The 11905-nt window shown below is 68.2% G+C and carries 9 protein-coding genes and 1 pseudogene; 4 read left to right on the forward strand and 6 right to left on the reverse strand.

Features of this window, described 5'->3' with window-relative positions; translation table 11 throughout:
* Window positions 1–3 precede the first annotated feature (3 nt).
* The 6 genes from ACSVC7_RS13690 to ACSVC7_RS13715 all read right to left on the reverse strand — a co-directional run bounded on the left by ACSVC7_RS13690 (window position 4) and on the right by ACSVC7_RS13715 (window position 5739).
* Complete coding sequence (locus tag ACSVC7_RS13690) at window positions 4–795, reverse strand: ABC transporter ATP-binding protein (protein WP_448204926.1); 792 nt, start codon at window positions 793–795, stop codon at window positions 4–6.
* Window positions 796–807: 12 nt separating this feature from the next.
* Window positions 808–1935, reverse strand: a complete 1128-nt coding sequence (locus ACSVC7_RS13695; protein ID WP_448204925.1) for an MlaE family ABC transporter permease — start codon at window positions 1933–1935, stop codon at window positions 808–810.
* A gap of 35 nt (window positions 1936–1970) precedes the next feature.
* Window positions 1971–2741 (reverse strand): enoyl-ACP reductase FabI, encoded by a 771-nt coding sequence (gene fabI, locus ACSVC7_RS13700; protein WP_448204924.1) that lies wholly within the window; start codon window positions 2739–2741, stop codon window positions 1971–1973.
* A gap of 60 nt (window positions 2742–2801) precedes the next feature.
* On the reverse strand, window positions 2802–3083 hold the full coding sequence (locus tag ACSVC7_RS13705) for a YMGG-like glycine zipper-containing protein (RefSeq protein WP_448204923.1): 282 nt from the start codon (window positions 3081–3083) through the stop codon (window positions 2802–2804).
* 63 nt (window positions 3084–3146) lie between these two features.
* Window positions 3147–3572, reverse strand: a complete 426-nt coding sequence (locus ACSVC7_RS13710) for a Rap1a/Tai family immunity protein (RefSeq protein WP_448204922.1) — start codon at window positions 3570–3572, stop codon at window positions 3147–3149.
* Between the two features lie 274 nt (window positions 3573–3846).
* Window positions 3847–5739: a hypothetical protein gene (locus ACSVC7_RS13715; RefSeq protein WP_448204921.1), complete on the reverse strand. Its 1893-nt coding sequence runs from the start codon at window positions 5737–5739 to the stop codon at window positions 3847–3849.
* A gap of 989 nt (window positions 5740–6728) precedes the next feature.
* Here ACSVC7_RS13715 and ACSVC7_RS13720 point away from each other — a divergent pair.
* The 4 genes and pseudogenes from ACSVC7_RS13720 (at window position 6729) to ACSVC7_RS13735 (ending at window position 11899) form a co-directional block, all read left to right on the forward strand.
* Window positions 6729–9161 (forward strand): DUF3141 domain-containing protein, encoded by a 2433-nt coding sequence (locus ACSVC7_RS13720; protein WP_448204920.1) that lies wholly within the window; start codon window positions 6729–6731, stop codon window positions 9159–9161.
* A 45-nt stretch (window positions 9162–9206) separates the two neighbouring features.
* Window positions 9207–9695 (forward strand): hypothetical protein, encoded by a 489-nt coding sequence (locus tag ACSVC7_RS13725; RefSeq protein ID WP_448204919.1) that lies wholly within the window; start codon window positions 9207–9209, stop codon window positions 9693–9695.
* A 51-nt stretch (window positions 9696–9746) separates the two neighbouring features.
* A pseudogene (locus ACSVC7_RS13730) lies at window positions 9747–10682 on the forward strand (bifunctional enoyl-CoA hydratase/phosphate acetyltransferase); the annotation flags it as partial.
* A 5-nt stretch (window positions 10683–10687) separates the two neighbouring features.
* The gene (locus tag ACSVC7_RS13735) at window positions 10688–11899 is read left to right on the forward strand and encodes an acetate/propionate family kinase (RefSeq protein WP_448204918.1); all 1212 of its coding nucleotides are present in this window, start codon (window positions 10688–10690) and stop codon (window positions 11897–11899) included.
* Window positions 11900–11905 lie beyond the last annotated feature (6 nt).

An 11905-nucleotide genomic window follows, 5' to 3' on the forward strand; every position in this document is an offset into this window, starting at 1 on the left:
CCGTCACGCGGCCGCGGCGCCGGCTTCGCCGCGGCGCAGGAATTCCCGCACCTTCGGGCTTTCCGCCTGATCGACGAGGGCGCGCGGGTTGCCGTGCGCGATGGCCGTCCGGGTCTCCGCGTCCAGGAAGACCGCGTTGTCGGCGATCGCGAAGATGCTGGCGAGCTCGTGGGTGACGATGACCACCGTGCTGCCGAGATTGTCCCGCAGCTCCAGGATCAGATCGTCCAGCCGGCGGGAGCTGAGCGGGTCCAGCCCGGCCGAGGGCTCGTCCAGGAACAGGATGTCGGGGTCGAGCGCCATCGCCCGCGCCAGGCCGGCGCGCTTGCGCATGCCGCCGCTGATCTCCGACGGGTAGTACTCCTCGAAGCCGCGCAGGCCGACCAGCGCCAGCTTCAGCGCCACCATCTCCGCGACCTCGGGCGCGTTCAGTTCGGTGTAGAGCGTCAGCGGCAGCGCGACGTTCTCGGCCAGCGTCATGGAACTCCACAAGGCACCGCTCTGGAACAGCACGCCGAAGCGCCGGCTGATCGCCATGCGGCGGTCGGACCCTTCGCCGCTGAAGCTTTCGCCCCAGAAGCTTTCGCCGTCGTAGAACACGTCGCCGCGCGCGGGGTGGATCAACCCGATCATGTGCTTGAGCATGGTGCTCTTGCCGCAGCCGCTGTCGCCCATGATGACGAAGATCTCGCCGGGCGCGACGGTGAAGCTGACGTCCCGCTGCACCACGAAGCCGCCGAAGGCCATGTCGAGATGCCGGACCTCGATGCGGGGGGTGTCGACCGTGGGGTTCATGCCGGCCTCCCCTCACAGCCCGACGATGTTCAGCAGCACGGCCAGCACGGCGTCGCTGATGATGATGTAGACGAGTGCGGTGACCACGGCGGAGGTCGCGGCGTTGCCGACGGCGGCGGCGCTGCGCCCCGACTGGATGCCGCGCATGCAGCCGGCGATGGCGACCAGCGCGCCGAACAGGACGCTCTTGCCCCAGCCGACGAAGAAGTCGGTGAAGGAGAAGCTGGCCTGCGTCTGCGCCAGATAGGTGGTGCCGGTCAGGTCGAGCATGCCGACACTGACCAGAAAACCGCCGAGCATGCCCGCGAAGGCCGAATAGAGGTACAGCAGGGGCATCATCAGCATCAGCGCCAGCATGCGCGGCAGCACCAGGAAATCCATGGGCGAGACGCCCAGCGTGGTCAGCGCGTCGATCTCCTCGTTCGCCTGCATGGTGCCGAGCTGCGCGGCGAAGGCCGCCCCCGTGCGTCCGGCCAGCACGATGGCGGTCATGATCGCCGCCATTTCCCGCGTCATCGCCACGGTGACGAGGTTCGCCACGTAGATCTCCGCCCCGAAGGTGCGCAGCTGCACCGCGCCCACGAAGGCGAGGATCAGCCCGACCAGCAGGGAGATGACGAAGGCAATGCCCAGCGCCTGCGCCCCGCATTCCTGGATCGTCTGCATCAGGTCGGAACGGCGGAAGCGCGCCTTCCCGGCGGGCAGCCGCAGGAAGGACAGGGTGGCCTCCCCCAGGAAGGCGAGTGTGTCCTGGAACCCCTTCCAGGAGGACAGCGCCGCCTCGCCCACCAGGACCAGCAGCGACTTGCCGGCGCCGGCGCGGCGTGTTCCCGTCTTTTCCGGCACGGCCAGCGCCAGATCCACCAGACGGCGCACGCCGGGCGGCAGCCCGGTCTTGTCGAAGGGGATGGTCCGGGACCGGCACAGGGTCTCCAGACCGGCGACGAAGGACACCAGCGAGGCGTCCCAATGCCCCAGGCCGGCGGTGTGGACCGTCACCCGGCTCGGCGTCGGGGGCGTGGCCATGCGTCCGGCGACCTCCTCGACGGAGGGCATGCCGTGCCGCACGGTCCAGTCCCCGGCGACGGTGACCGCCAGGGTCCGGCCGTCGATGCTCTCAACGCGCACGGGCGCTTCCATGCTGTCACCCCATCGCGGCCCCCGACAGTGGGTGGTCAGTCCATGACGTGGTAGCCGCCGTCGATGTAGACGGTCTGGCCGGTGATCTGCTTTGCCGCGTCGCTCGCCAGGAAAGCGGCGGTCGGCCCGATGTCGTCCACGGTCACGAGCCGTTGCGTCGGCGCGCGCTCCGCCGTCCGCTGCAGCAGCTCGTCGAAGCGGTCGATGCCCGACGCCGCGCGGGTCGCCAAGGCGCCGGGGGACAGGGTGTTGACCCGGATTTTCTGTGCCCCGAGCTCCGCCGCCAGATAGCGGACGGAGCTTTCCAGCGCGGCCTTCACCGGCCCCATCATGTTGTAGTGCTCCACCACCTGCTCCGCCCCGTAGAAGCTGACGGTCATCAGGCAGCCCCCCCCCGTCATCAGCGGCTCGGCCAGCTTCGCCATGCGGATGAAGGAGTGGCACGACACCTCCATGGCGAGCGAGAAGCCCTCCTTGGAGCAGTCGACCACGCGCGCGTGCAGGTCCTCTCGCGGGGCGAAGGCGATGGAGTGCAGCAGGAAGTCCAGCCGGCCCCAGCGGTCGCGGATGGCTTCGAACACGCGCTCCAGGTCGCCGTCGCGCCGCACGTCGCAGGGCAGGATCAGGTCGGCGCCGAGCTGCTGGGCCAGCGGACGGACGTGCGGTTCGGCCTTTTCGTTGAGGTAGGTGACGGCAAGCTCCGCCCCCAGCTCGCGAAAGGCCTTGGCGCAGCCGTAGGCGATGCTCTGGTCGTTGGCGATGCCGGCCACGAGGCCGCGCTTGCCTTCGAGCGAGATCAGCGGCATGGCGGATGTCTCCTGTTGTAAAGCGCAGGACCGGTCAGCGGAACCGGTCAGGGGGACCGGTCAGGGGCTCGTGCGGCTGCTCTGCCCTTGCTGCACGCCGCGCTGGTAGGCCGATTCCTCGGTCCGCTTGTGGTAGTCGTAGAGCATGCCGCCAGCCAGACCCGCGCCGGCGCCGATGGCGGCACCCATCCCGGCGTTGCCGGCGATGGCGCCGATGATGGCGCCGCCGGCCGCACCCCCGGTCGTGCCGGTGAGCGCGCGCTGCTGGGTCGGCGTCATGTCGCTGCAGGCGGCGAGGGGAAGTGCCACGGCCGCGACGCAAAGAAGCTGTTTGGGAATCATGGCGGTGCCCACCTTGTCTATTTTATGGGGTCTGCTTTTCCGGGTCTTGGCGAAGGGCGGGGGTCACGCGCGACAGGGGTAGCGCTGGGCCAGATAGCGGAACATCCCTTCCACCGGCGGCGTGTTCATCTGGTTGGGATTCTGCTGCGCCCACACGATGAAGTTGGCGATGGCCTCGTTGCGCGTCGGCGGTGGGTTGGGCGCGCAGAACAGGGGCCGCTTGTTCTCGGCCGCCGCGACGATCTGGTGATACTGATAGGCGCCGACGGCGAAGCCCTGGCAGAAGTGCAGCGCGGCGATTCCCGTGGCGTCGGTCGGCTTGGCCTCGCACAGCCGCACGAGGTCGCCGGTGGTCTTTACCTGGAAATTGCTTTCGGTCGGGGCCGGCATCGTCGGGGCCGCCGTTTGGGCTGCCGTCTGCGCCGATGCCGCGGTGGCCGCGGTGAGGACGGTCGCGGCGGCGAGAGCACGGATCAGTCGATGGTTCATGGTCTGCTCCCGGCATTCGTCGTGTTCGATCATTGCGCGGTCGGGAAGCGCCATGCTGAGCGTGCCGTCCGGACAGATGGCATCACTGGTGGCATCCGGGCGACGTCCGGGACGATTGCTTCCGGGACGATTGCTTCCGGGACGATGGCCTCCCGGAGTCATTCAGCCGCATTCGGGGGCATGTTCAGAAGTAGCAAGCGCGCGGTCCGGCCCCTGCTACGGTAACTTTCCACCGTATCACGGTCAGGAACCGCACCGATGGGAGGGGGTGACCTCAACGCTCTTTGGGGGAGGTCCGTCCCTCGGTGGAGGCCCATTGAGGGGCGATGGGCAGGCCGGCCTTGCGCAGGCCGTCGACGATCCGCGCGATGGTGGCCGGCGCGATGTTGCGCCGTTCAAATTCGGCGATCGCCTTCTCTGCGAACCTGGGGTCGATCCGCAGGATTTCCCCAACTTCGGCGGAGGCTTCGGCGCCGTGGCCGGCCTCGGCGTGGATCATCGCCAGGGCGACGTGCGGGAGAACGGATTCCGGCACGTTGACCCGCTTGGCCTCGACCAGAGCCTCGTCGTACCGGCCGTTCATGTAATGGTGCAGGGCCAGCACGATGCGGTACCAGCTCGGCTGCGCCGGGTTGCGCGCATAGGCTTCGCGGATCAGGGGGATGCCCCGATCCCAGGCGCCGATAAGGCTGTAGCAGCGCCCGAGGTCGGCCAGGATGTCGCTGTCGTTGGGATTGAGGGCGCGCGCCTGTTCGTAGGCGGCGATGCCGGCCTGCGGTTCGCGGTGGAGCCAATAGGCCATCCCGAGCGCCTGGAGCGGCAGGGGCGTGTCCGGGCCAAGCGCCGCCGCATGCTTGGCCAGTTGCAGGCCGGTCGTGATCGGGTCGGGGCGGGCGGGGCTCGGGTTGAAGCCCAGCCGGGCCTCGTCGACGGTGACCATGGCCAGCGCCGCCCAGGCATCGGCGTACAGCGGGTCGGCCTTGATCGCGTGTTCCAGGCAGGTCCGCACCTGGGCGTGCAGGGCCGCGTTCAACTGGCGCCAGTATTGCCGGGTCCTCAGCATGCATTCGTAAGAGGACAGCGCGGTCGGAGGCCGCCCGGCGCTGCCGCGCGCTTCTTCCGAATAGATCACGCCGTGCGGCTGGGCCAGCGCGCGGGCGATCTGGGCGGCGATGTCCTGCCGCAGGTCGATCAGCGTGGCCGGCGTGACGTCGCGGCGGAAGCTGTCGGACCAGATGTAGCGGCGGTCCTTGGCGCTCATCAGCGTGACGGTGATCTGGACCTGCTCGCCGATCTGGGTGACGCTGCCCTTCAGCACATAGTCGATGTCGACGGCCGGCTCGGCATCGTGCAGCGCCGAAGCGGAACGGTAGCGGAAGCTGGTGTCGGCCCCGAAGACCAGCAGGTTCTTGAAGCGGATCAGCGCCCCGATCAGGTCTTCGGTAAAGCCTTCGGCGAAGATGTCCTGCGACGGGTTCCCGGTGCCGTTGGCGAAGGGCACCACCAGCAGCGACGGTCCGCGCACGGTGGCCGTGACGGCCGGCGGCGGGGCCGGCGGTTCCGTCCGCGCGAGGGGAACACCCCGAACGAGATGGAACGTCAGGGCGGCCAGGAGCAGGAGAACCGCCCCGGCGGTCAGGCCGATGAGGGCCTTGATCGGGGGCTTGACGGCTCTCAGCCCCCATCCACGCGCCGGCGGTTCGGACGGCGCCGGCGACGCCGGCGACGCCGGGTCCTCCGCCCCCGGTCCTGCCACCCGCACAAGAGCCGGCAGCACGGCTCCGGCGCTTGCCGGGAGAGCGTCCGAAGAGGGGTGCCGCAACAGGTCGAAGTGGGGAACGTAGCTGCCTTTCGGAATCGTGATCCGGACCGGATCCTCGGCCCCCTCGGTTACGTAATACTGCTCCAGACAGTGGCGGATGCGGCCCGCCTGGATGCGGACGACGGGATCGAGCAGCGGGTCGAAGCTGGCGTCGCGGTCGAACACGTCCACGGCGATGGTGTAGGCCTTGATCCGGTCGGCATGGCCGGCCAGGGTTTGCTCCACGATGAATTCAAGGAAGCGTCGCTTCCGCGCGGACCCACGGAATCCCCGGCTGGCGAGAACCCGTTCCAGCGCCTCGTCGATGAGCGCAGACGGGATCGCTTCGTCGGAGGCATGGGACATGACAAATCCTCCATTTTTGGCCTTGCATTCGATGGCCTCGCCCGGAGACTTTCCCGTCTCTTCGGCTCCTCTCCCCAGTCAGCCAGGGAAAGCCGACGGGGAAAGCTGAATGCATGCCGTTTCCGCGCAGCCATTCATTGTTCGAATAACGGGTTCGAATGCCCAACTCGAATGCCCAACTCGAATGATTGACGGCGCATCATCTCCGAAATCTTGGATTCCGGCGGCGTGAACCACAGCGCAAATGAAGATACTGATCTTCGAAAAGCAACACCAACGATATTCAAACGTGAACAAAGCGTAGAATTCAAAAATCACTGCCCTGGAAGGCTTGGTGGCATACCAGAGCGCGGTCTGGCAAAAACGACCTTACTGATAACCTTATATTAGAAGGCTCTTCTCGGCGAAACTGTCGCGGAAGATATACGTGCTCATACCCGTCTGCATGGTTTGGTCTACCCCATTCTGGAGCGGAGCTCTCACATCGTTTTGGCGATGGTGCGCAACTTTCGCTTTCGTTACTGTAACCTTGTCAACTGTTCCCCCCTTTGGCTCGGCGGCAATTTGCGGCATGCTCGCCGCGTTGGGATTCTGAAGTAAAGGCAGTGCCTTGCGGCCGGTCTGCAACGGCTCCGCGATGCTGGCGCCACTCAACGAAAGACATAGCCCTGAATCGGCGCCTCGCCGGCGTGCCGGCGCGCGCTGAGCGGAAGTCAACGAACAGAGAAATTGCCAGAATTTCAGTGCAATTCTGGTGCGATTGCTTCCGTGGCGGTAAGGGTGGTCAAGGGGGATACGGTAACACTGCCCGCAGCACCGCTTCGGTAACGGTTACGTACAGCTTCCCCCGGCCGCTTTCCCCTAGCCTAGCAACCGCACTCGCCGGGCAGGCCGAAACCGAAGGCGACCATCAAAGCCGGCCGGCGACCATCAAAGCCGACCATGAAAAAGGCCCACCAAAGAGGGCCACCAAAGAGGGATCGAACGTGATGCAAGAGCAGCGGCAGCAGCCCCTGGCGACGCAGCAGCCCCTGACGACCTGGCTTTCCGCCTGGAGCGCGGCGTTTCCCTTTCTGTCCGCCTTGAGCCAATTCGGCGGGCATTCCGGCGGAGGGCATTCCGGCAGCGGCAAAACCGCCCCCGCCGCCCCGATGCCGGCGTTTCCCAACCCGGTTCAGGACGCCGTCGACTACGGCTTCGACGCCATGCAGCGCTGGATCCTGTTTCTCGACGTCCTGCGCCGGCGCGGGGACCAGTTCATCGAGCATTCCCAGCAGGGAAAGCCGCCGGTCCTCAGCTTCCCGCATGAGATCGTGATGGACGGGCGGAAGCTGAAGCGCCCCTGCAACTACATGCTGCTGCGCATCCTGCCGGACCCCGGTGTCGGCACGGACCTGACGAAGCGGGCCTTCGTGATCGTCGACCCCAGGGCCGGTCATGGCCCGGGGATCGGCGGCTTCAAGCCGGACAGCCAGATCGGCACGGCGCTGCGCGCCGGCCATCCCTGCTACTTCATCGGCTTCTACCCCGATCCGGTGCCGGGCCAGACGCTGGCGGACGTGGGCGCGGCCGAGGCGACCTTCATCGAGCATATCGGGAAGATGCACGCCAAGGCCGACGGCAAGCCCTGCGTCATCGGCAACTGCCAGGCCGGCTGGGCGGTGATGGCGCTGAGCGCCGTGCGGCCCGACCTGATGGGGCCGCTCATCATCGCGGGTTCCCCGCTGTCCTATTGGTCGGGCGTGAAGGGCCAGAACCCGATGCGCTACCTCGGCGGGCTGTACGGCGGTGCCTGGATGGCGGCGCTGGCCGGCGACCTCGGCAACGGCCAATTCGACGGCGCGCATCTGGTGGACAACTTCGAAAAGCTCGACCCCGCCAACACCTACTGGAAGAAGGCGTACAACCTGTACGCCTCCATCGACACGGAAGGCCCGCGCTACCTTGAGTTCGAGAAGTGGTGGAGCGGCTTCTTCCTGCTCAACAGCGAGGAAATCGAGACCATCACCGACGAACTGTTCGTCGGCAACAAGCTGACCTCCGGCGAGATCATCGGCAAGGACGGCCGGCGGCTGGACCTGCGCAACATCCGCTCCCCCATCCTGGTCTTCGCGTCCTGGGGCGACAACATCACGCCGCCGCAACAGGCGCTGGGCTGGATCCTCGACCTGTACGACAGCGTGGACGAGATCCGGTCGCGCGAGCAGACCATCGTCTACAACCTGCACCAGGACATCGGGCACCTGGGCATCTTCGTGTCCGGCCGCATCGCGCGCAAGGAGACGGCGGAGTTCGTCGAGAACATCGACCTGATCGACCTGCTGCCGCCCGGCCTCTACGAGATGGTCATCCAGCCCAAGGACCCCGACGTTCCGGGGGCGGACCTGATCGCCGGCAACTACGTCACCCGGTTCGAGCCGCGCACGCTGGACGACATCCGCGCCATGGGCCGCAACACGCCGGAAGACGACCGGCGCTTCGCCACGGTCGCCCGCATCTCGGAGATCAACAAGGGGCTGTACGTCACCTTCGCCCGGCCCTGGATCCGCGCCATGGTGACGGAGCCCATGGCCCAATGGCTGCGCCTGACGAACAGCCACCGGGCGCAATACTACCTCTTCTCGCACCTCAACCCCTTCCTGGCGCCGGTCGAACGGCTGGCCGACATGGTGCGGGAGAACCGCCGGCCGATGCATCCGGACAACCCCTTCCTGAAGGCGCAGGAGCAGTTTTCGGAAGGCATCGTCCGGATGCTCAACGGCTACCGCGACCTGCGCGACAGCACCGTGGAGCGGGCGTTTCTGAACACCTACGACTCCCCGCTGCTCCAGGCGCTGGTCGGGCTGGCAGCACCCGGCGAGGAGGCGCGTCCCCCGCACCTGCGCGACGAGGCCTTCGAAGCGCTGGTCGAGAAGAGGAAGGCCGAAATCATGGAGCGCGTGGAGGACGGCGGGCTGCGCGAGGCCCTGCTCCGCGTCCTGCTCTACGCACGGCCGACCGAGGGCAGCGTCGACGAGCGCTCCTTCCACATGCTGCGCCAGATCCGCGACGAGTACCCGGAGGCCGGGCATGTGCCGCTTGAGCAGATGCGCGCGATCTTCCGCGATCAGTTCCTTCTGATGCTGATCGACGAGGCGGCGGCGATGGCGGCTCTGCCCCGCCTCCTGCCGGACGAGGCATCCCGCCGGGACGTCGTCGCGCTGGCCGAACGGGTTCTTGCGGCCTCCAGGCCGCTGACCGACGAGCAGCGCACCCGCCTGCGCGAGGTCCAGGCCATCCTGGCCGAAGAGGAAGGGGCGGAGGGCGAGACCGCGCTGCGCATCGTGCCGCTGAGCAGCGGGTCATCGGTCGCCAAGGCCGCCGCCGAAATCGGCAAGGCCGCCGGTCGCCGCCGCGCGGGTGCCCCCGCGAAAGCCAAGTGAATCCCAACCTCGTGAATCCCACCCTCGAACGAGGAGACACGCACCATGAGCAACGTCGATCGGCCCACGCCGGAGACCGCCGCCGGAACACCCGCCCCCTCCATCAGTGATGACCTGATCAGCCCGACGGAACTCCGCAAGATCGCCGAGGAGCGCGAGATGGCGAAGCTCCGCGAGGCGATGGAACGGGACAAGAAGCGCCATGACGAGCAGGAGACCATCCGCGAAGCCTTCATGAACCAGCACATCCGTCCGGACGCCAAGGAGCGCTTCACCCGCGCCGTGCGCGCGGCGGCGGAGCGCGGCGTGAACGAAATCCAGATCGTCCGCTTCCCCAGCAGCTATCTGTCGGACGGCGGGCGCGCCATCAACAGCTTCGAGCCGGACTGGCCGAACTCCCTGACCGGCTACGCCCGCGAAGCCTACGAGATCTTCGACAAGCACCTGAAACAGAAGGGCTACAAGCTCCGCGCCCAGATCCTGGAATATCCCGGCGGCATGCCGGGGGACGTCGGGCTTTTCCTGCGCTGGTGAGGGGGATCGGGCATGACCGACAGGCCAACGCTTGCCGACACGCCGCCCGCGCGCCGGCATGAGAAGTACGAGCAGCTGGTCACCGCCTGCCACGAGATCCCGCCGGTGCCGACCGCGGTGGTGCATCCCTGCGACGCCACCTCGCTCGGCGGGGCGATCGACGCGGCGAAGCAGGGCTTCATCGCGCCGATCCTCGTCGGTCCGGCCGCGCGCATCCGCGCCGTGGCCGAGGAGGGCCACATCGACCTGTCCGCCGGCTACGAGATCGTCGACGTGCCGCACAGCCACGCCGCCGCCGCGGCGGCCGTGGAGCTGGTGCGCCAGGGCCGCGCCCAGCTTCTGATGAAGGGCAGCCTGCACACCGACGAGCTGCTGCACGAGGTGGCAAGGCGGGACACGGGGCTGCGGACGGAACGGCGCATCAGCCACGTCTTCATCATGGACGTCCCGACCTACCCCAAGGCGCTGTTCATCACCGACGCGGCGGTGAACATCGCCCCGACGCTGGAGGACAAGCGGGACATCATACAGAACGCCATCGAGCTGGCGCACGCGCTGGGCAACCCGCTGCCCAAGGTGGCGATCCTGTCGGCGGTGGAGACGATCAACCCGAAGATCGCCTCCACGGTGGAGGCCGGCGCGCTGTGCAAGATGGCCGACCGCGGGCAGATCACCGGCGGCGTTCTGGACGGCCCGCTGGCGCTCGACAACGCCATCAGCCCGGAAGCGGCGCGCATCAAGGGCATCGACTCACCCGTCGCCGGGCAGGCCGACATCCTGGTCGTGCCGGATCTGGAGGCGGGCAACATGCTCGCCAAGAACCTGACCTTCCTGGCGAACGCCGATGCGGCGGGGATCGTGCTCGGCGCGCGGGTTCCCATCGTGCTGACCAGCCGGGCCGACAGCGTCATGACCCGCATGGCCTCCTGCGCGGTGGCGGCGCTCTACGCGCACCGCACGCGGCTGGCCCAACCGGTGAAGGGGTGACCGCCATGGCCGAGACCATCCCCGCCGGGACAATCCTTGTCCTCAACGCCGGCTCCTCCAGCATCAAGTTCCAGCTGTTCGATCTGGCGGACGGAACGCTCCCGCCGCTCCTGAAAGGACAGATCGAGGGGATCGGCACCCGTCCCCGGCTGGTCGTGCGCGGCGACGGCGGGGAAGGGGCCGGGGGAGGGGGTGGCGAGCACCCAATCACGGCCGACGGCGTGCCCGGCGCGCTCGCCTTTCTGGGGGCGTGGCTGCGGGAACGGCTCGGCGGGGCGCTGCCGGTGGCGATCGGGCACCGCGTGGTCCATGGCGGGCCGCTGTACGACACCCATGTGGTGGTGGACGACGCGGTGATCGCCGCGCTGGAGGCGTACGTCCCGCTCGCCCCGCTGCACCAGCCGAACAACCTCGCGCCGATCCGGGCGATCCGCAAGATCATGCCGGACGTGGTGCAGGTGGCCTGCTTCGACACGGCCTTTCACCGCCGGCATCCCGAACTGGCCGACCGCTACGCGATCCCGGAGGAGCTGTACCGCGACGGCGTGCGCCGCTACGGCTTCCACGGCCTCAGCTACGAATACATCGTCCGGCGCCTGCCCGACGTGGCGCCGGAGGTGGCGGCGGGCCGCGTCGTCGTCGCCCATCTGGGCAGCGGCGCCAGCATGTGCGCCATCCAGGACGGGCGCAGCGTGGACAGCACCATGGGCTTCACGGCGCTGGACGGGCTGCCGATGGGGACCCGGCCGGGGCAACTCGACCCCGGCGTGGTCCTGTACCTGATGGACCGGGGCCTGGACGCCCGCGCCATCGAGCGGCTGCTCTACCACGACTGCGGCCTGAAGGGCCTGTCCGGCATCAGCAACGACGTCCGCGACCTGCTGGAGAGCGCCGACCCGCGCGCCCGGTTCGCGCTCCGGTATTTCGTCTACCGGGCCAGCCTCTCCGTCGCGTCGCTCGCCGCGGCCATGGGCGGCATCGACGCGCTGGTCTTCACCGCCGGCATCGGGGAGCGCGCGCCCGCCATCCGCCAGGGCATCGCGGAGCGGTGCCGCTGGCTCGGCCTCGACCTCGACGCCGCCGCCAACGCGGCGGGGGCGCCGTGCATCAGCGCCCCGGACAGCCGGGTCAGGGCCTACGTCATCCCGACCGACGAGGAGCGGATGATCGCGTCCCACACCCGCGACATCCTCGGGAAGCGGCATCAGAAAGGATGACGGTAC

Source organism: Azospirillum mesophilum, assembly GCF_053470405.2.

What these genes read in the sequence shown, in the direction of transcription:
- fabI (WP_448204924.1), bottom strand. Translation starts at nt 2,741, where the DNA reads ATGCCGCTGATCTCGCTCGAAGGCAAGCGCGGCCTCGTGGCCGGCATC.
- ACSVC7_RS13705 (WP_448204923.1), bottom strand. Translation starts at nt 3,083, where the DNA reads ATGATTCCCAAACAGCTTCTTTGCGTCGCGGCCGTGGCACTTCCCCTC.
- ACSVC7_RS13715 (WP_448204921.1), bottom strand. Translation starts at nt 5,739, where the DNA reads ATGTCCCATGCCTCCGACGAAGCGATCCCGTCTGCGCTCATCGACGAG.
- ACSVC7_RS13695 (WP_448204925.1), bottom strand. Translation starts at nt 1,935, where the DNA reads ATGGAAGCGCCCGTGCGCGTTGAGAGCATCGACGGCCGGACCCTGGCG.
- ACSVC7_RS13690 (WP_448204926.1), bottom strand. Translation starts at nt 795, where the DNA reads ATGAACCCCACGGTCGACACCCCCCGCATCGAGGTCCGGCATCTCGAC.
- ACSVC7_RS13710 (WP_448204922.1), bottom strand. Translation starts at nt 3,572, where the DNA reads ATGAACCATCGACTGATCCGTGCTCTCGCCGCCGCGACCGTCCTCACC.
- ACSVC7_RS13735 (WP_448204918.1), top strand. Translation starts at nt 10,688, where the DNA reads ATGGCCGAGACCATCCCCGCCGGGACAATCCTTGTCCTCAACGCCGGC.
- ACSVC7_RS13725 (WP_448204919.1), top strand. Translation starts at nt 9,207, where the DNA reads ATGAGCAACGTCGATCGGCCCACGCCGGAGACCGCCGCCGGAACACCC.
- ACSVC7_RS13720 (WP_448204920.1), top strand. Translation starts at nt 6,729, where the DNA reads ATGCAAGAGCAGCGGCAGCAGCCCCTGGCGACGCAGCAGCCCCTGACG.